General features: G+C 51.6%; 14 protein-coding genes. 2 read left to right on the plus strand and 12 right to left on the minus strand.

The genetic code is table 11. The annotated features are described in order from the left end of the window. Positions 1 to 24 precede the first annotated feature (24 nt). On the minus strand, positions 25 to 2070 hold the full coding sequence (locus tag F3J38_RS00905) for an FUSC family protein (protein ID WP_167134266.1): 2046 nt from the start codon (positions 2068 to 2070) through the stop codon (positions 25 to 27). Between the two features lie 250 nt (positions 2071 to 2320). On the opposite strand from F3J38_RS00905, the gene F3J38_RS00910 reads away from it, so the two are divergent. Next, positions 2321 to 3268 carry a sulfonate ABC transporter substrate-binding protein gene (locus tag F3J38_RS00910; protein ID WP_167134268.1) on the plus strand — a complete coding sequence of 316 codons (948 nt, stop codon included), beginning with the start codon at positions 2321 to 2323 and terminating at the stop codon, positions 3266 to 3268. A gap of 44 nt (positions 3269 to 3312) precedes the next feature. Here F3J38_RS00910 and F3J38_RS00915 read toward each other — a convergent pair whose 3' ends face one another. From F3J38_RS00915 to ssuD, 8 genes are all read right to left on the minus strand, one after another. After that, positions 3313 to 4527 (minus strand): acyl-CoA dehydrogenase family protein, encoded by a 1215-nt coding sequence (locus tag F3J38_RS00915; protein ID WP_167134270.1) that lies wholly within the window; start codon positions 4525 to 4527, stop codon positions 3313 to 3315. After that, a complete protein-coding gene (locus tag F3J38_RS00920) occupies positions 4524 to 5963 on the minus strand; it encodes an MFS transporter (RefSeq protein ID WP_167134272.1) in 1440 nt (479 codons plus the stop codon). The genes F3J38_RS00915 and F3J38_RS00920 overlap by 4 nt, the downstream gene beginning before the upstream one ends. 176 nt (positions 5964 to 6139) lie before the next feature. Then, complete coding sequence (locus F3J38_RS00925) at positions 6140 to 7015, minus strand: MetQ/NlpA family ABC transporter substrate-binding protein (protein ID WP_167134274.1); 876 nt, start codon at positions 7013 to 7015, stop codon at positions 6140 to 6142. Then, on the minus strand, positions 7012 to 7710 hold the full coding sequence (locus tag F3J38_RS00930) for a methionine ABC transporter permease (protein ID WP_167134276.1): 699 nt from the start codon (positions 7708 to 7710) through the stop codon (positions 7012 to 7014). The genes F3J38_RS00925 and F3J38_RS00930 overlap by 4 nt, the downstream gene beginning before the upstream one ends. Next, positions 7707 to 8726 (minus strand): methionine ABC transporter ATP-binding protein, encoded by a 1020-nt coding sequence (locus F3J38_RS00935; protein WP_167134278.1) that lies wholly within the window; start codon positions 8724 to 8726, stop codon positions 7707 to 7709. The genes F3J38_RS00930 and F3J38_RS00935 overlap by 4 nt, the downstream gene beginning before the upstream one ends. After that, positions 8723 to 10117, minus strand: coding sequence for an LLM class flavin-dependent oxidoreductase (locus F3J38_RS00940; RefSeq protein WP_167134279.1), 1395 nt, complete (start codon positions 10115 to 10117; stop codon positions 8723 to 8725). The genes F3J38_RS00935 and F3J38_RS00940 overlap by 4 nt, the downstream gene beginning before the upstream one ends. 73 nt (positions 10118 to 10190) lie before the next feature. Further along, positions 10191 to 11597 carry an FAD/NAD(P)-binding protein gene (locus F3J38_RS00945; RefSeq protein WP_167134281.1) on the minus strand — a complete coding sequence of 469 codons (1407 nt, stop codon included), beginning with the start codon at positions 11595 to 11597 and terminating at the stop codon, positions 10191 to 10193. A gap of 14 nt (positions 11598 to 11611) precedes the next feature. After that, positions 11612 to 12784, minus strand: a complete 1173-nt coding sequence (ssuD, locus tag F3J38_RS00950) for an FMNH2-dependent alkanesulfonate monooxygenase (RefSeq protein ID WP_167134283.1) — start codon at positions 12782 to 12784, stop codon at positions 11612 to 11614. 272 nt (positions 12785 to 13056) lie between these two features. Between ssuD and F3J38_RS00955 the strand changes: the two genes are divergently transcribed. Further along, entirely contained in the window at positions 13057 to 15003 is a 1947-nt protein-coding gene (locus tag F3J38_RS00955; protein WP_167135525.1) for a sigma-54-dependent Fis family transcriptional regulator, read from the plus strand. Between the two features lie 448 nt (positions 15004 to 15451). On the opposite strand, the gene F3J38_RS00960 is transcribed toward F3J38_RS00955, so the two are convergent. From F3J38_RS00960 to F3J38_RS00970, 3 genes are all read right to left on the minus strand, one after another. After that, entirely contained in the window at positions 15452 to 16420 is a 969-nt protein-coding gene (locus F3J38_RS00960) for a ParB family protein (protein ID WP_167134285.1), read from the minus strand. A gap of 7 nt (positions 16421 to 16427) precedes the next feature. Then, positions 16428 to 17627 (minus strand): AAA family ATPase, encoded by a 1200-nt coding sequence (locus tag F3J38_RS00965; protein WP_167134288.1) that lies wholly within the window; start codon positions 17625 to 17627, stop codon positions 16428 to 16430. 1927 nt (positions 17628 to 19554) lie between these two features. Then, positions 19555 to 20484: a RepB family plasmid replication initiator protein gene (locus F3J38_RS00970; protein ID WP_084933993.1), complete on the minus strand. Its 930-nt coding sequence runs from the start codon at positions 20482 to 20484 to the stop codon at positions 19555 to 19557. Positions 20485 to 20718: the final 234 nt, after the last annotated feature.

Raw genomic sequence — 20718 nt, forward strand, 5'->3', positions numbered from 1 at the left:
CTGCAGTTATCCCTTTTAAGCCTGTTATGCACTGTACGTTATTTCCGGCCAGCGCGCTGAAGGAAACAGTGATAAGCGGATATTGAACAAGTGGAACATCGGGGCAAACAAAGCCTGTTCCTGCTGAGCGCCCGCCTCCAGGCCCAACAACAAGCGATTTAACTCTGCTAATAATGCCGGTTGCGGCTGCGTTTGCAGTGACTTCAAACGCTGTTTCAGAAACACGCTTAGCTCGTGAAACATCGCGCTGCTTTCGATGCCATTGGCGGCCAGTAGTGCCTGATGTCGCGTGTAGTAGTCATAGCAGTTAGCACCCAACCAAGCCTCAGCAATTAAATTGCCCCCCGACACCAGATCCGGTGCCGGATCGATACGCTTACGCGGCAAAATGATGTTCACTTTATCCAGCGTTCGCGCGACAAACTGCTGTCGTGCGGTCATAGTGGCCGAGCCCAGGCGCAGTGCACTGATGAATTGCAGCAGATCGCGAATCCCTTTACGCACGGCACGCTTCGCCGTCCACGACGGACGTTTGTTGCGAATCAGCAAGGTCAGCACCAGCGCAATCGCAATGCCCACCAGCGTCGAAATCATCGCGTTCACTATAAGCAGAAGATCTGGCTTAAAGTGATGGCTCATTCCAATCAAGCCTGGGATTTGCGTAGCGACAATTAAACCAATCAGGTTGGTGGAAGGATTGGCAATCACCAGCCCCAAGGCGAACAGACCTGGCGCGAGGCAGATAATCATCGCTTCAAAAGTGACGGCTTGCGGTATCAGCACCGTGACATACACCAGGCTAATCGCCATGGAGACCAGCACACCTTTTAAGAACAGCTTCATGGGTGCAATCGGGCTGTCCAGCCCCGCAAAGAAGGAGCACAGGACTGCGGCCATCATCGGTGCGGTTGAACCATCTTTCCAGCCGCTACCAATCCAGAACAAACACGTTACAAAGGTGGCAGAAAACGCCGTAAAACAGGAGAGCAGCAGCAAGCCCTTATCCACGTGCTTATGCGCCCGCGCGGGTTTGCCTGCTTTGACAGTGGGCGTCCACTCACTGACTCGCTCGCTGACACTTTGATAGGCATCGGCAATACGCACGAAATTGAGTAAGCGCTCCAATAGGCCAATCAGCAAAATACTCTCTTCACTATTGAGTCGCCCTTCCTGCCAGGCCTGTTTTAGCTCGGCTTGCGCGTTCAGGAGAACATCGCGTACCGGCAGCTGTTCATCGCCATTCAGCCATAACAAAAACTGCTGGAAAGCGGTGGCAATATAGTCAGGAAAACGGATCTGCTGCTGCGCCAACAAATTGAGGCGTGACTCAATCGCCGTAAGCGTAGGGATTAAGTAGGAGAGGTGCTGATACTGTACGCTGACCAATCGCACCAACCGTCGTGCGTCATCCCCTTCGTAAACACAGTGCGTAATCAACGTCTCAACGTTAAGGGGATAGTTAGCCATCTGAATCAGAATATCTTCGCGTTCCAGCGATTTCTCCGCAGGCATCGCCGTGACCAGCTCGCTGCACAGCTTGCGCGCGTTTTGGTACCACAGGCTGACACTCTGCTCGAGTAGATTGCGCATCGTCACCGGCATGATCAGACGATGTACCAAGCTGCTACAGATGATCGCCACTGTGATCTCCTCAATACGCGAAATCACGGTGTAGGTGATTTCTGACGGTGAGGTGACATCGGGAAAGCCCATAATGGCGGCGCTGTATCCGGCAAGCATAAACACATAACTTTTCGGCGTGCGGTCATGCAATGACAGGTATAGGCATACCGCCACCCACAGTGAAATGCACAGGCTGAACATCATCGGAGACTGAACCGTGATGGGATAAATCAGTAATGTGAACAAGCCACCGAGTACGGTGCCGAACAAACGAAACACAGACTTGGATACCGTTGAACCCGAATAGAGCTGCGATGCAACGTACACTGTAGTCAGTGACCAAGCCGGTTTATCAAGATTGAGTTCCAGAGCGATATAAAAGGCCAGAAAGGCGGCAAGACAAGTTTTGGCAGAGAACAACACTGCACTTTGTGAAAACCACTTCATAGAGCGAAAGAAACCCTTAGCAGGCAACGTAAGTGCCTATCCTGACAGAAGCATATCAATATGACATTTTGATTTGTTATACAAATTATTACCGTGCTAATCATCTGGGCATCTATGCAAATTTTGATGACACACTGATTACAGTGAATGATCGCGATCACAAAAATTAGGTTATAAGCGATCGAAATTAGTTATTTATTGGTTATATAAGCGCTTTGTTATGGTGAGAAAAACCCCAGAGAGACTCATCATGAAAACTAAATTGCCTGTTTTAAGCGCGCTGGCGTTGAGCTTCAGCCTGCTCTCCTCACACGCTTGGGCTGCCAACCCAGAAACTGTCACCATCGGCTATCAGAAAGCCAATATCTTCGCGCTGCTAAAGTATCGCGGCACGCTGGATGAAACCCTGAAGAAAGAAGGTATCAATGTGCGTTGGGTGGAATTCCCGGCCGGACCGCAGATGCTGGAAGGGTTGAACGTGGGCAGTATCGACTTAGCCGCCACCGGCGATGCACCACCCGCCTTCGCCCAAGCGGCCAAAGCCGATTTGATCTACCTCGGTCACTCACCCGCTAACCCAAAAACCGAAGCGATTGTGGTGCCAAAAGATTCACCGATTAAAAGCGTGTCAGATTTGAAAGGAAAACGCGTTGGACTCAACAAAGGTTCTGACGTGAACTACCTGCTGGTGAAAGCACTTGAAGATGCCGGATTAAATTATAAGGATGTGAAGCCCGTCTATCTGCCACCCGCCGACGCCCGCGCTGCATTCCAGAAAGGAGCGATTGATGCTTGGGTCATTTGGGACCCCTACCTTGCAGAAGTGGAAGCCAACGCCGATGCGCGTGAAATCCGTAATGCTGAAGGTTTAGTGCCGCATTACACCTTCTATCTTGCCAGCCGTCCATTCGCGGAAGGCCACCCTGACACGGCAAAACAGGTGGTCGATGAATTGAGTAAATTGAGTGACTGGGCAAATGCGCATCAGGATGAAGCGGCAGGTATCCTGGCTAAATCAACCGGATTGGATAAAACCATCTGGCAAACCACCTTGAAACGACTGCCTTACGGTGCCACGCGCATGACGCCGCAGGTGTTTGATGAGCAGCAAGCGTTAGCAGACACTTTCACCCGCGTGGGACTGTTGCCGGTGAAAGTGGATGTGCGTAGCGCGACCTGGTCGTTGGATAAGAAATGAAATCCGCTTTATCAAGCGGGCAGCCATCAGGCTGCCCGTTTTTATTATTCCGTCCCTCTTCCAATTTGCCAAATCCCCGTCGGCGGCGTGCCGTTAACCTTCCAACCGCCGATATCACGTGCTTTATAGATCACAGGATTGTGCGAGGATACGGTACGCGCATTACGCCAGTGACGGTCTAGCGTTTTGCTGATACGCGTATCCGACGCGCCAAGTGCGTTAAACAGCTCGGTGGCAGCGCGCGTAACCAGTTCACTGGCGATGACTTGTGCCTGCCCTGCTTCGGCTTCCGCTAATGCGTTGACCTCAACAAGTCTTGCTTCATCGCTGCTCACATGGGCTTCATATGCTGATTGCAGTGAATGTGCGGCGCGAATCACTGTGGCTTCGACCGCAAACGCCAGGCTGGTGATCTCACCGATCACCTGGAGTACCTGTACATCCTCGCGTGAAGTCGAACCATTGCTGTGACTGTAAATACGATTTCGTGTGGCCACGGCTTTCGCACCGTCACGTGCCACCGCCCGTCCAATGCCGGCCAACGTCGCCAACAGCACGTGTTGATAGAACGCCGTTTGGTAGCGGAAGCGCGTCGCGAAATCAAACACGTGCTCTTGCTCGACGTGCGCATTATCGAAACGTGTCGTACCGCTCCCCGTTAAGCGCTGCCCAAAACCATCCCAGTCGTCTTCACGCGTCACACCCGGTTGGTGAGTATTCACCAGAGCGATGACATCCCCTTGGTTATCGTTGCGTCGTGCATACACATCAATCCAGTCCGCGAACAGCGTGCCGGTGCTGTAAAACTTTTCCCCGCTCAGCGTCCAGCCATTTGAGGTTGGCGTGACGCGGGTGATCACATCACCGATTTTCACCGCACCGATTTCTGTCCAGCCACTGCCCACCAGCTCACCATCGCTGAAACGACGAAACCAGAGATCGCGTTCGGCACTGTCCGGTTGGTTCAGGCGGTCTTCAACAAACGCGAAATGGGCACGCAGTGCCTGTGGGAGGTTGGAGTCCGCTTCTGCCAGTTCCGTCAGCAGTTGGAACAGTTGCGGCAGCGATGCGCCCCAGCCCCCCTTCTCTTTTGGAATACGTACGGTGCCAAAACCGGCTTCTTTCAGCCATGTCAGCGCGTCATGCGGTAACGTGCGGTTGCGTTCTCGTTCCACTGCCCCCTCAGCGATACGCGCAAAGAGCGGTCGAAAATGCGCGGCCAGTGCAGCGTAATCGGTTCCTGTCGAAAGTAAGCTCATGGTTGCTCCAGATGAGAAAGGTCGTCGATGTCGTGACGTGTGGGCTCGTGGCGCACCGCCAGCAGGAAGAAAATCGGGATGATCGCGGCAAGCGATACCACCCAAAACATATTGGTACCCAATGCGGCCTGCAGAATGGGCAGAATAAACAGGGCCAGAGCACTGCCAATGCCAGAGAGCGCGCGACTAAAGCCAACGCCCGTGGCGCGGATAGAAGTGGGATAAGAAAGGGCTGGATAGACCATCAGTTGCGCACCCGGTCCAAAACCTTCAGCGAACAGCCACAAACCCAGCATCAGCACGGCAAACACAATGCCGGCGATGGCTTCAGGATGACCAATTAAGGCCAGAGCAATCAGCGCGAAGAACTGCAAAGCAAACCCGGCAATCGCTACATGGCGCGACGGGTATTTCCATGCCAGACGCATACCGAGCAGGCCACCGGTGAAGGCAAACAGCGCATTCAGGCCAAGCGAGGCAGAGATCGTCTCGAAGACGCCCGCGCCAAGAAACTGTGCGAGGATCGAAGGCAAGAAGAACGCGATCGCGGTGTATTCAAACGAGATACAGATGTTCATCACACCTGCCACGATGGTGCGCTCGCGCCAGGGTTTCTGGAAAAGCACGCGGAAACTGACCTTAGGTGCCGCCGCTGCAGGTGGTGCTTCAGGTTCGGCTTCATGCGCATGAATACCGTATGAGTCGCGCAATATCCGCACCGCCGCTTTCAGATCGCCCTGATTGGCGGCCCACAGCGGCGATTCATTCATAAACTTGCTGCGCACCGCGATGATCAGTAAGGCGGGCACGGCACCGAACAGCAGTGACGCGCGCCATAACCAGTCGAGATGCTCTTTTGGCAGCAGAAAATAGAGACCGAAGATCAACAAGAAGCACACCGTTGAAGCCGCATACCACATCGGACACCAGGCCGCGAGACGCGCGGCTTTGTTACCTTTGCCAGCAAACTTCGAGAATTCTGCCAGATAGGACATCGCGACAGGCAAATCAATGCCCACGCCAATGCCCATCAAGAAGCGTGCGCCAATCAGTACCCACACATTGGGTGCCAATCCGGCTGCGATGGCGGACACCACAAAGAACAGCATATCAGCCATAAACACCGAATAACGGCCATACTTGTCCGTCAGCCAGCCGCCAATGAGATTGCCGACGATGGTGCCTACCATGATTGATGAGGTCACTAAACCTGTGATGAACGGGGATATCTGGAATTCACGCACCACATCATCGATACCATAAGACAGCGTGGTGAGATCGTAGGCATCAAGGAAGACGCCGCCGAGCGCGAGGAACACAATCATGCGCGCATAATTGTTTTTGTCACTGCGGGTGTTGATCAGCCTTGCCACATCACTGACCGAACGAACCGGCTCTGAAGCCGGTAAGGTGTTTTCTAAAGGAAGAGAACTCATAACGCCTCACGTTATTTTTAGTTGTGCAGGTGAGGTTGTTATAAGCGCTAAAGCTTCCGGACCAAAACAACAAATAGTGATATTTAATTGTTGTAAATCAATAAGATAAATTAAAAAACAAACACGAAAGCCCGGACGCGCAGCGCGTGTCCGGGTAAGTCTGTTAAACGTCAGGATTAATCAGCGGAGACCGGCACCAGCACCCCTTTCACCAGTGGGTCATCCGTGGTTTTCAGCCACTGCTGGACACGCTGATCGGAAAACGCCTGCTTGAGTTTCACAATGTTTTCCTGCTCCAGATATGGCGTACCAATCACCAACTGCGAAGCAAAAGTACGCGGCGCAGGGGGGAACAGAATGCCTTTGTCACGCGGCACTTTTCCGGCATCAAACTGGGAAACATAACCAATCGCGGCATCGACCGAGTTCAGTGCGCGTGGCATCGTTAGCAAATCCAGCTCTTTAAAAACGAAGCCGTGCGGGTTGCCCACAATGTTCTTCAGCTTCGCGGTACGGGGTTCAACATTGGGATCCAGCGTGATTAAGCCCTGACGCGCCAGCAACCAAAGCGCCTGACCTTGGTTCGCCCCATCGTCGGGGACCACGATAGTGGCCCCTTGCGGCAGGTCGGCGACCGATTTATAGCGATCTGAGTAAATGCCAAACGCCCACTGGAACAGCGGTAATGCGGAAGTGAGTTTGAAGCCGTTGGCATCCACCACCTGTTTTAACCACCACTGGTGTTGATACACGGTCGCCGCATACTGTCCTTGTGCCACCGCGCGGTCAGCTTGCACCGGATCTTGTACCCCGACGGCTTCTAGCTTCAGACCGTAATCCGGCGCGATGTGCTCGCCAACATACTCAATCAACTTCTGTTCACCTGCCATTGCCGGTTCAAAGTGAACCTGCAACGTGGTACCAAACACCACCGCCTGCGGCTGCTGGCTGCGCCAGAACCAGGCGGCAAGCGCGACGACAATGACCACTATAATCAGTAAAAGCCATGGCCAGTGGCGAGATTTACGTAGCTCAAATTCTTGTGTTGTCATAGTGATATCCCCTGAGGATGGCGCAAAGCGGCAACTAAGCGGTCGCCGATAAATTGGATGGTTTGGATTAAAGCAATCAGCACCACAATGGTGGCGATCATGATGTGGTTATCGAAGCGCTGGTAGCCGTACACCACGGCTAAATAGCCGATGCCGCCGGCGCCAATCGTGCCGGCAATGGCCGAATACTCAATCATCGAAATCAGGTTGAGGGTGATCGCCGCAACAATGGCGGGCAAGGCTTCGCTGAGCTGTGCCGAACGGATAATCTGCCAACGCGAGCCGCCACACACCAAACCCACAGCAGTGACTTCGCTCGGCAATTCGCGCAGCGCGTTATCCACCAGTCGTCCGAAGAACGGAATGCCAGCGGCAATCATCGGAACGACCGCCGCAGGAATACCAATCGTGGTGCCAGTGAGCCAGAAGGTGAACGGAATAATCGCGGCCATTAAGACGAGAAAAGGCAGCGAGCGTCCCATGTTAACGATCCAACTCAATACACGATGGATACCGCGATGAGGAAACAGCCCGCGTGCGGAGGTGTTGAACAGCACCACACCCACAACGCCGCCACATGCCACCACGAAGAGCATCACAATTCCCACCATCAATGCCGTTTCACCCAGCGCGGGGAGCATCAAGGTGGGAATCTCTGCCCACGGCGTGTCTTGACTCATCACAGAAACGCTCATACTGCCTCCCGCAAAGGAGACACGCTGCCTGAGACGCTGGCCACCAATCCGAACTGTTCGAGTTGCGCTAGCAAATGTGCCAGTGGAACACGTTCCTGCTGGAAGTGAATGCCCACCTCCAGGCGCCCCGCTTGCAGGCCATTGACCTGTTCAACGTGCGCGCCGAGCAGATCGATGCGCAAAGAGAACTGCTGACTGAGGCGTGAGATCCAATCGCTGACAACCGTGACATCGGTGCGGTAACTGAGTTGCAGTGTAAATTCTGCTGCGCCCGGCTGTGACACCAGCGGAAACAGACGCTGACCCAGCACCGAATCCGGTTGCGCCAGCAACGTCTTCACCACGCCGTATTGCACAATTCGCCCATCGCGAATTTCTGCTACCGCATCTGCGGCCTGACGCACGGCATCCATCTCATGAGTGATCAGCACAATCGCTAGCTTATAGTCGTCACGCAGTTTCTTCAGCAGATCGAGCACCGTGATGGTGGCTTCAGGATCAAGCCCTGAGGTCGCCTCATCCGCTAACAGCACGGAAGGCCGCAGCGCCAAGGCTCGCGCGATGCCAATCCTTTGACGCTGTCCACCCGAGAGTTGTCCAGGGAATGCCTTGGCCTTGTGGCTCAGGCCGACACTCTCCAGCAGTTCACCGACCCTTGCAGCGATATCCCGCTCCACCACACCGAGATAGCGCAGAGGTAAGGCAATATTTTCCCAAGCACTTTTACGTTGCAGCAATGCAGAGGACTGGAATACGGTGCCAATCGATCGGCGGGCACGGCGCAGTGCTTCTCCGTTCAGGCTGGAGAGATCGCTACCATTGACGTGAATACTGCCCGCGCTCGGTTGCTCCAGCAGGCTGATGCACTTTGCCAGTGTCGATTTCCCTGCCCCGCTCGGCCCCACCACGGCAGTGATATTGGCTTGCGGAACCTGCAGGTTGATCGCTTTCAATACCTCGGTCACGCGCCCATCGCTGCTGCGATACTGTTTACTGAGCTGCTCAATCTCAATCATGAGACCTCCTGCTGCACCGTACTTCTCACCCGATAGCCCGCGCCAGGATGAGGGGCAACAAGCTGAGGCCCAGCATCAAACAACTTCTCGCGCAGCGTACCCTTGGCGTAGTCCTTCTTGAAAACACCACGCTTTTGCAGTTCTGGAATCAGCAGCTCAACCACATCTTCAAAGGTTTCATGCGTTAAGGCGTAGGCCAGGTTAAAACCATCAACATCGGTATCTTCCACCCAGCTTTGCAGTTCATCTGCCACGGTTGCCGCGCTGCCGACAATCAACGGACCAAAGCCGCCAATACCCACCCAATCCGCCAACGCTTTCACAGTCCATTGACGATCGGGGTCGGCGGTAGAGAAGGTTTCTACAGCGGATTGAATGGCGTTGGTATGCAGATACTTCAGCACCTGGTCCGGCTGATATTGGCCGAAGTCGATACCCGTCCATCCAGAGACCAGCGCTAATGCGCCTTCGTAGCTGACCCAGTTTTGATACTCCTTCCACTTCGCCTGCGCGGCCGCATCGGTCTCACCGACGATGACGGTTTGCAGGTTGAAGATCAGGATGCTGCGCGGATCACGTCCCGCTTCTTCTGCACGACGGCGAATATCCGCAACGGTTTTTTTCAGCAACACTTTGGACGGTGCAGCCACGAACACGCACTCCGCGTGCTCCGCCGCAAACTGCTTGCCTCGGCTTGAAGCTCCCGCTTGATACAGTACCGGCGTGCGCTGTGGAGAAGGCTCACACAGATGAATCCCAGGGACGTTGAAGAAGGTGCCTTGATGATTGATCGGATGGATTTTGCGAGGATCGCTGAAGATACGACGTTCAGGATCGCGCAGTACCGCATCCTGTTCCCAACTGCCTTCCAGCAGTTTGTAAACCACTTGCAGATACTCATCGGCATAGTCATAACGGCTGTCATGATCGGTTTGCGTCTGATGCCCGATGTTACGCGCGCCACTCTCCAGATATGAGGTGACAATATTCCAGCCAATGCGTCCCTTGGTGAGATGATCGAGCGTTGATAACCGACGCGCAAAGGGATACGGATGTTCAAACGACAACGAAGCGGTCAGACCAAAGCCAAGGTGCTCGGTCACCAACGCCATCGGCGTAATCAGCGCCAAGGGATCGTTAACCGGTACCTGCGTCGCCTGACGAATTGCCGCATCACCGTTACCGTTCAGCACATCATAGATACCCAACACATCGGCGATAAACAGGCCGTCAAACTTACCGCGCTCCAGCAACCTCGCCAGATCAACCCAATATTCCAGATCTTTGTACTGCCAGGAACGGTCACGTGGATGTGCCCACAGCCCTGGTGACTGGTGTCCGACACAGTTCATATCAAAAGCATTCAAGCGAATTTCACGTTGCGATGGCATAGCAATCTCCATAGCGAAGCCGTGATCGTGCTACGACCCAGCGTTCGTCAGTGTGTTTTTAGGATGTTAGAGATTAAGAAATGGAAGGGGGACATCGCTCGGCATGCGCGATATCCAGTTCATTCAATATTTGTTGAGCGACGGCGGCGGCATGATCCGCAACTTGAGGTAAGCCCATCAGTTCACCAAAACGCGCGCGTGCTGCCGGGCCAACCACTAACAGTCTGCTATTGGGTAGGCCCTGCTGCGTGAGCGCGTGCGAGTGTTCATCGACATCAAGACCAAAGCCGAGTTGATCGGCACGAATCAAGCCTTGCTCACTGAGCGATTGCAACAGCGGTTGGCTTTGCGTCAGCGCATCGTGGCCGGGTCCCGTGGTGACGATGAGCTGATCTAAGCGCTGCGTTTGTGTCTTGCCCTGCCGCGTGTGCAGGGTAACTTCCAGTTGATTTCCGCGTGCCGTGATAGATTGCAGCCTTGCCGCCAATACATGCAAACTGCCCTGCAGCTGACGTTCACTGATGACAGCAGCGACTTGGGGGGCAATGCGGTAGCGATGTACATCCCACCACGAGCGCAGATGGCGCACGAACTTCTGCTGTTCGCGCAGCGGCAATGATTGCCAGATAGCCTGTCCCTGCACACGCACTTCATCTAGTACCCGCTGCCACGGCAGTTGTTGTTCCGCTGCGCGTGCGACTTCGACGCGAATATGATGCAGCCATAAACGTGCCTCAGGGACGTTCTGCGGCGCTAACGTCCATTCAGGCCACTCTCCTGTCAGATTGGCGCGAGAGAGCTGTCCACGACGCGAGAAAGCCGTTAACGGGCCACGATGATGGCGCGTGGCTAAAGACGCAACCACGTCGGCCATACTTAAACCCGTTCCCATAATGGCAATCGAAGCGTCCGGGGTGATGGCATCCAACACACCTCGCTGCCATGGATTGGCAATCAATGCCGGATGCTGGGCAAAAGGTTGCAACGCGCGTGGCAAAGACGGGGGTGGGTGGCTGATGGCCAACGCCAGGATATCGCCCTGTAACGTCTCACCATTGCTAAGTAGCAACTGCTGACCTTCCCAAGCCACGGCCGTGGTCTGAAGATGGCGTAGTGTGACATGCGGGTAGCGTATTGCCGCCAGGGCAAACTGTTCTGCCAAATAGCGACCAAACATCCCGCGCTGCGGATAGACTGAACCATCGGCGCAATGGGCTGCGGAATCCAGTGAACACTCCGGCTGCTGACGATACCAGTGGTCAAACGCCCCCTGCTCCTCACCGCTCAATTGCATGCGGGATGCAGGCACGTTAATTCGGTGAGCAGGTTCCTGCGTCGAGTAGGCAACACCGCCGCCCAGCAACTCCCGCGGCTCGACCACTGTAATCAGTAAGGCTTCTGCTGAGGTCCGAGCAAGATGAATCGCCAGCGCTGTGCCACTGAAGCCGCCACCTACAATAATCACCCGTGCTTTCGCCATTGCCTTCTCCTGCATTAGCTGGCGCTCGTCTGCTTCGATGGTCGCTTATCGCCACCAATGGTTTCGCCAAAAGGTCCGGTATTGAAGGTGCGCGCACGCTGCTGTTGGCCGTTTGCCAAGGGCAGCAGGGGTAAAAGCAATTCTGCCACACGATGCGCTTCTTCCAGATGCGGATAGCCCGACAGAATGAAGTTGGTCACACCTAACGCCTGATATTCACGGATGCGTTCTGCCACTTGCTCAGGGCTACCAACTAATGCTGTCCCGGCACCACCGCGCACTAATCCGACGCCCGCCCATAAGTTTGGTGCAATGTAGAGATTATCGCGCGAACCCTTATGCAACGCGCTCATGCGAGCCTGCCCTGCCGAATCCATACGAGCAAAGATCTTCTGCGCTTGAGCAATAGTGTCTTCATCTAAATGCCCAATCAACTTCTCGGCAGCGGCTTTGGCTTCCTCTTCTGTCTCGCGCACAATCACATGCAGTCGAATACCGTACTCCAGTTTGCGTCCACGTGCTGCGGCGCGTTTACGCACCACTGCCAGCTTCTCCGCCACCTGTTCAGGAGGTTCGCCCCACGTGAGATAGGTATCAATTTGCTCTGCTGCGACGTCGATGGCGTCCTCTGAGGAGCCGCCGAAGTAAAGCGGAGGTCCATTCTCTTGCACCGGTGGGAACAATACCTCTGCACCCTCAACGTGAATATGCTGCCCTTTGTAGTCAACTTTCTCGCCGCGCATCAAGCGGCTGTAGACGTCCAGAAACTCTTTGGTCACTTCATAACGTTCACTGTGGTTGAGGAAGATGCCGTCGCCTTTGTTCTCCACAGGGTCGCCGCCGGTGACCACGTTAATCAACAGTCGCCCCTCTGACAGACGGTCCAGTGTGGTAGCCATGCGCGCAGCCAAGGTAGGAGGCTGCAAACCAGGACGAACAGCAACCAGATAGCGAAGCCTCTTTGTAATGGGCGCGAGTGCCGACGCCACAAGCCATGAATCTTCACAACTTTTACCTGTCGGGATGAGAACGCCGTAGAAACCGAGATTGTCTGCAGCTAAAGCAACCTGCTGTAAGTAGGCTAAATCAACCGGACGTCCGCCTTCTGTGGTACCAAGGTAGCGTCCATCGCCGTGCGTAGGGAGAAACCAGAAAACGTTAATCGAATTATTTGCGGAATCGGCCATTATGCTTTTCCTATATAACTTTATTAGAAATTGGTCATTTAAGACTGTCCATTTGGTTATATGGCTATTAGCGAAATGCGTGCCAGGTTTGTTTTTTTAATTTATCACTGAATTCAGCAATTTAACGCCTACCGCAACAATCACACTGTTGCATTTCCAACTTTTCGCCAACAGCTATTGCTGCATATGCAACTGCTTATGCTTTTTTCCTGCTGTTCACAGCGAATCTGTGTCGTTAGCTTGAGAGGATGCTCCTGCCAGGAAATATAATGATGTTGACTCCTTACACCAATTACACCGATTCACCGCGTTTAGTCGATCCAGCATCACTCGCCTTTCAATCATTACTCGATAAATTCGCGCCCACGGATGCCACAGTCCTCATCGTGGGAGAGACGGGTACGGGTAAAGAAGTGGTCGCCCGCTACCTGCACCACCATAGCCAGCGCCGCAATGGCCCCTTTCTAGCTGTAAACTGTGGCGCTTTGACAGAGAGTCTTGCTGAGGCCGAACTGTTTGGGCACGAAAAAGGGGCGTTTACCGGTGCCACTCAGGCCCATCCTGGCTGGTTCGAGTCTGCTCAGGGCGGCACATTGTTGCTTGATGAGATAGGCGAACTCAGTCTTTCATTACAGGTGAAGTTATTGCGTGTGCTGCAGGAGCGCGAGATCACCCGCGTTGGCTCACGTAAAGCGATCAAAGTTGATGTTCGTGTTATTGCAGCGACTCACGTTGATTTGGCGCAGGCAATTCGCGAACGCCGATTCAGAGAAGACCTCTTCTACCGACTCAACATTGCCGTTGTCCCTTTACCTCCTTTGCGGCAACGACGTGATGATATTCCACTCTTGGCCAACCATTTCTTATCGCTGTATGCACGCCGTTTAGGTCGTCCGGCACGCCGTCTCTCATCGGATGCTCTGGAAGCGTTACTAGAGTACAGCTGGCCCGGTAATATTCGTGAGTTAGAGAATACGTTACATAATGCTGTGTTGCTGAGCCGGGATGAGACGCTGACGCCTGCGCATTTGCGACTTACTGGATACAGTGAACAAGGCTTTACCACTGCCACTGCCGCTGCCACCGACTCCACATTAGATAGCTTCTTACGCCAGCAGCTTTCTGATCACCCTCATCAACTGTTTGACCGCGTAGTCACCAGCTTAATCAATAATGCATTGGCGTTTACCGAACAGAATCAAACTCAAGCTGCTGCGCTGCTGGGCATCAGTCGTCATACCTTGCGTACCCATATGGCCAACCAAGGTGTGATAAAAGGTCGTCGTAAAGCCATGGGTCATGCGCCTGTGAGCTTGGCATCTTTTGCAGAGCAGGAGCGTGAACTGCGTATTGGCTATCAAAAATTCGGCAATCTGGGCGTATTAAAAGCACGCCAGAGTCTCGAACAGCGCTTTTCGCAACAGGGTATCAGCGTACTATGGAGTGAGTTCCCAGCTGGGCCTCAATTGCTTTATGCACTGCAAAATAACGAGATCGATTTTGGTACCACAGGAGAAGTCCCACCGATATTCGCCCAGGCTAGCGGGAGTTCAGTAGCCTATATTTCTTGGGAGCCGCCTGCACCAAGCAGTGTGGGCATCGTTGTACCACGCGATAGTGAAATACACACACTCCATGACTTGCGTGGGAAACGCATTTCAGTCAATAAAGGTTCTAATGTTCACTGGCTACTTTTACAGTTACTTGAGGAGGCCGGTATTGCTTTGGATGAGGTTAAAGTCATTTACGCCCCTCCTAAGTATCCTTTAACCGCCAGTGATTATCTGTCAGTTGATGCGTGGATGATGTGGGATCCTTTGCTCAGTGCGGCAGAGGGCCATGAAGAATTGAGGGTATTGGTTAATGGTGAAGGCCGTGTTCGCAATCATCAATTTTACCTGGCGCGTCGTGATTTCGTCTCGCAGAACGATGACATCGCGCAGCAATTGATTGAAAGCTTGCAGCAAACCGGATTGTTTATAGATAACCATCGGCATGAAGCGGCCAGCTTACTGGCTCAGGAGTTGGGTTTAGAGGTGTCATCCGTTGAAAGGGCGCTTGGTCGCCGTAGCCATAAAACCCGCGCTATGGCTTTTGAGGTCATCAAAGAGCAGCAAATCATAGCCGATCGCTTTTATGCTCTTGGGCTCATTAATAAGCCTGTACGCGTTCGTGATGCCGTTTGGCAATTTCCTTCTGCGGTCACATTATCAGCCTGACCTACGATGAAAGTTATCCACCTTTTCTGTGGATAAATCGTTGAATATCATCTGGCTAAACCGAGTTAGCGAGGATCAGTCAGCGCTAAAATACTTGCAAAACCTGGCGATTTCACCCTGAAATTTCTTTTAATTTCTCTTTATTTTCAATGTACTACTTGTGAAATTGCCTTGGCGAGCCGCCTGAATTTCAGTCGATAAGGCGCATTATTCAATCCTTAACTTTCGCTTTGCCGATTTCGTATGCACTTGGTTACTTTCGCTCCAACTTCTAACTCAGCAAGCGATGTATAGCTTCGTTTTCATTATCGAGGTGGTGAAATCCTTGGCGATTTCAGCCTGAAATTTCATCGCTTGGTTGTGATTTTTCATACAGTTAGCGCTGAAATCGCTATGGCGAAAAGCTGAAAAGAGCAAAAAAAACCGCCCGAAGGCGGCATTTCGCTTATTAATTGAGATATTTATTGAGCGTCTCGTTTATTACTCTATCCAGCTCTTCCTGCAGTTCGCGAGACTGGCGGTTAAACTCGTAGCTAAACATACGGCCACGCGTTTTCTTGCGAGCGTAGCGATCTTTATCGGCAAAAGTCCACAAAGGGGTGGCGACGGCTTTATCCTTTTCAGGGGATTGAATCAGCGTCTGGCTGCCATTACGCACTAAGCGCAGAATACCGTTCTTCACTTCATCTTCTGCTAAGCCATCGCGGGCACAAACTGTATCAACATCCATTCCGATAGTATCAATAAGAGCTTCAACCGTTTGGCCTGTCTCCTGCAACTTCTCAAATGCCTGCAACAGCGTTTTGTAATCTGGATAAGTCAATTCAGAATGGTTGGGAAACAGCGTCACCAGTTCCAGCGGTACGCTGGCAGCCTGCAGTGCACGCGTCACCTTGGCCTGAGATAATCCCTCACTTTGCGCGATCTCCTTCTGCGACAGACCACTCTCCTTTAACGACATCAAGCGCATGCCGACTTCACGCAGGTTATGCTCACGTGCGGTCTGGATGTCTTGCGCCAAACGACGGGCTTCTTCAGCCGAGATGGCCACCTCAGTCACCAGCACATCCAAACCGGTTTTACAGTGCAAAGCAGCGGCACGGCGGCGGGAGCCGTCAAGAATCTCAATGCGGTCACCGCGCTGCACACCTATAGCCGGGAAGAACTGCTGCAACTTGATGGTACGAATGATGTCGCGCAGTGATTCCGGCGTCAGACCGGATTGATCGCGGCCGTTGGTTTCCATGACCACATAGGTTTTCTCTTCAATTTCCTTTGCAGTGATGTGTTCTAAGGTGAACAGGGCACGCTTGCCGGTTGAGAGAATAAATGTCTGAGAATGGCCTTCTGAAGCATCCTCAGTTTGCAAAGGTGTCTGGCTGAAGGTTCGGCCAATCGTGATTCTTTTTGCGCTCATAGTAACCTCAGTTCAGGCGAATAAATTCAATACGGTCAAACACGGCTTTAGCGAAATCTTCCGCTGCTGAGCGCGCGTTCTTAAGGGCTTCAGTGCTACCGACATAGGTTGAAGGATTCGCAGAGATTACGGTGTCGAAAGATTCTCCGCAGCGTTCAAACCCATCAAGTCGTGGTAACGCCGCGTCCAGCATATCCCCACCAAAAATCTCTTTAGCCAAGCTATGACAGAGCTTGTGGTCAGCTTTATTGGAGAGTTTGGACATAAAGCCAATGTTGCCCTGTAAGCGGCAGGCGGCGCCTGATTCCTCAATGATGCCAATCAATTCCGGTAGACGCGTCAGATATTTGAGCGTGGAGTGGAAATCGACTTGAGCTGGAGGAACCGGCGTCATCAGTAAATCGGAAGCGGCAATTGCATTTTTTAAGAAAGCATCCAAGTGCGGGCCACTGTCGATAAAGATAAAGTCATAATCTTTCTTCAACTTAGCCACGACATTTTCATAGAGCACTGCATGCACGTTTTGCGTCGGCAGATGCTCAGCACAGAGTTCTTCCCAACGTGAAGCAATAAAGGCGTCATCGATAGAAGCTGGCAGCACATCCACGCCAGGTATGATTGAGGGCACGATAAACTCGTTCAGTAACTCTTCACGCCCGACATTTTGCAGCATCGCCTGCGCAGCAGTCGCTTCAACCAACCCAACCGAACGCTCATGATTAAGGAACATCGTCGCAGAGGATTGTGGATCAAGGTCGATGACCAGAATCCGCAGGTCTTCATAAAGCAAATGTGGATGGGCGCGCAATGCGTGGGCAAGCGATACCGTAGAAACCGTTTTAGACACACCGCCTTTGAGGTTGCCTACAAACAGGGTAAAAGCTTCCGGATGGCGATCACGATACTTAGGCACGCCACGATGATGGTAGATGTCGATAATGTTCTGAATCGACATGGCATACTTCGTCGAGCTGCCTGCAGCACGTTTATCAAATGGATACCCGTTCTCTTCCATCTCATTTACGGCGTAATCAACGCTCGCACGCGTCAATTTTGGCAGTTTGGCTAACGCAGCTTTGGCGTAAACCTGATAAAAAGTGTTTTCCTTCAACTCTTCTTTCTGCGCCTGAATTTGTTCTGTCAGGCTCATCAGCATTCTTTCTGAACGTTGTGCGACCTTCAAAACTTGCTTCTCATCGTTAGCCATACTTGCTCCACACATGTAGGATTTATGACTTTATACCGAAATCCTGCACATGAGGCAAATCTATCTCTTCTGATGAGGAACGTAAGTGTATTGAGAAAACACCTTGAGTAAGAGTGGTTTAATGCAAAGATTCACTGTAATCAGTGAGCGCATTTTAATCGACCACACAGAATTGCGCTAAATGTGATCAGCATCCACAGATGACACGCAGCAAAACATTCACTGTAATCAGCATTGCACCTGAAATGCTGAGCAATAAGCTTCAGAATTGAATGCACATGCAGGAGATAGGCAGCGTTTTCCATGCTATTCACTGTAATCAGTAAAAGATTCACTATAAACAGCAAACATTCACTGCAATCAGTGAAAGATTCACTGTAATCAGCGGTACATCGGTTAACGTTCACTGTAATCAGTAGATGTTGGATTACACATTGCTAAAGCGGAGAGGGATGTGCTTATGCGGATGTGGAAACAGAATGTTCACTGTAATCAGTAAAACACCTTGTTGGTTAAGCTCTAATCATAAACATTCACTGTAATCAGCAATCGAACCTCCTTCTGATTTTCTGACGTTCACTGTAATCAGTAAATGTGATGACGATGCCATCAAGCATTCACTGTAATCAGTAACCCAAATCAGACCGCCATCTTACATTCACTGTAGTCAGTAAATCTTGCAAAGCGAGTGACTGATGATCGGGCAAATGACGCTACGATTATCCCGAAGGCCATTCACTGTAATCAGTAAACGTCATGGGACGACAGAGGTAACGTTCACTGTAATCAGTGGACTCATGCTCAGCTTTACCATGAGTAAGGGCAGGGGAGGAAAGATTCCCGTCAAAAACACGGCTGACTTGCTTAGACTGTAATCAGCAATCAGTCACGAAAGTACCTGTGGATTTAAGGCGCCTATGCGACAAGATGCATCTTGACTTCATCGCAGATCGTTCACTGTAATCAGCAATCAGTCATGAATGTGGCTGTGAATTTAAGACGCCCCAGCGGCGAGATGCCTCCCGATTTCATCGCAGATCATTCACTGTAATCAGCAATCAGTCACGAAAGTGGCTGTGAATTTAAGACGCCCCTGCGACAAGATGCATAACGATTTCATTATGATCGTTCACTGTAATCAGTAACGCTCTACATCGTGAATGCATAGCCTAGCGCAAAACATCATTCTTACCGTTCACTGTAATCAGCAAGATTTCCCGCTCTAAACCCAAAATTAACGTTCACTGTAATCAGTAACGGGATCCACGACAAACGGATTGATCGTCAAAAGCGCAACAACGGAAGAGGGCAGGGCGTATGAAGATTCACTGTAATCAGTGACAGCGTGACGCGAGAAAGAATGAGGCTTATCGGGCAGCAGTGGCGGCTGGTGGTACGTTCACTGTAATCAGAACAAGCGGTATGGATTCACTGTAATCAGCAAAGGTGACCAACCCTGTCACTTTTACTGTTTACCTTTACAGGCATCATGCTGATTACAGTGAATATTTGCAGAGGAGTAATGAAAAACTCATTATAATCATATCGTTAAAACAGTGCATTCACTGTAATCAGAAGCCTGTATCAAGAAATGATTCACTGTAATCAGCCGTAGGGAAGAGAGTGAAGTCATGTTCACTGTATTCAGCAAAAGAGCCTTAAAGCACAGCTGACCAGCGTATTAAACCCACCTAGTAAGTACTCACTATCATGATTTGATGCTAAAATTCGTTGCTAAAGCGCTTTGTGAATAAGGCGTGGGGCTACAGGAAGAACGAGTTACTGATTACAGTGAACAACGCTGATTACAGTGAATGCTGGGGTGAATGGCTGATTACAGTGAACAGAGTGAGAGGGGCAGATGTCACTTTTTACGCTAAAGTGACACTGCCACAGAGAGGATTGCTGATTACAGTGAACGTGAACTTCAGTCTTCGAACTCGATTTCATCCAGCGAATCGATACTCTCCAAATTGCTAATTCCGTCGAGTTTGGGTGTCCTGCTATGGATGATGAAAAACACTGAGCGGCCACGTTTCACTTCTGAATAATCGAGGTAACCAATCTCTTTTAACTGCTCCATTGCGCGTCTAACCACATGGTTCTGAGTGGTCGTCTTCGACCCCAGGTTTAAACGCATACGCAAGCGAGCAAGCGAAATAGGTGCAGGATTCGTGGGTAAGCTTTCAAGGTAGGTATACAGCGCTTGCGCTGACTCCTTACGCTTGAGGCGCGAGATAGCGCGTAATTGCAAAAGCACCTTATGGTCGAAGTTATACAACTCAAATAACTTAGGATCGGCCTGTATGCGCACAAGATCCTTTTCACGATCGTAATACGCCGACTGCACAAGATGGGTATGATAGGCTTTGCCATTACCTTCAAAGGACAACGTGTTGGTCGCAATGCGTCGTAACGAGGCATCTAAACGCTTACGTAAGGCCGCTGACGAGTTTGCCGATGGGATCCCGCACATCTTTACGAAATCGATGAACGGCAGCGTCACGGTGTCGCCCTTTGAGGGATAACGCGAGAAAGACTGGATAATGCCAGCCCAGGTTTTGAAATCATTATCCATATCCAGCCTCGCGCCGGTAATGGTAATTTTTTCATAGCCTTCCGCTTTCACCAGCGAAAGGTTCTTGAGCTCTTTTGTAGCGTCCGTTGAAGCCATCGCACCGGATTTACCTCGCGCTGTAGACTTCAATGTAGGAACGAACAGACCCAGGCGCATCAAGGCGACCGGTTGTACGGTGTTATTTTTATTAGGGTGGAGTTGAATAACTTCACCGCTATTTTTTGTCACCGACAGAAAAGGTTCTAGTAACGCTTTGTTTTCACTCTCTTTATCTGCCATAGCCTGAGATCTTCATTCTGTGGATGAAAAGGATCGATTTCTGATTACAGTGAACATTAACACTGTTTATAGTGAACATTCTACAGTCTATAGTGAATATTATACTGTCTACAGTGAACGTTTTTCTGATTATAGTGAACACGATCACCTTCTCAGGCCTTGTGTGGTGCGGCTTGCAACGATCGGGGATCTCTTAGGATCTCTTTAAGATCTCTCTATGATCTTTAATAGAGA

Origin of the sequence: Candidatus Pantoea formicae, assembly GCF_011752625.1 — a bacterium.
Lineage (GTDB): Bacteria > Pseudomonadota > Gammaproteobacteria > Enterobacterales > Enterobacteriaceae > Pantoea > Pantoea formicae.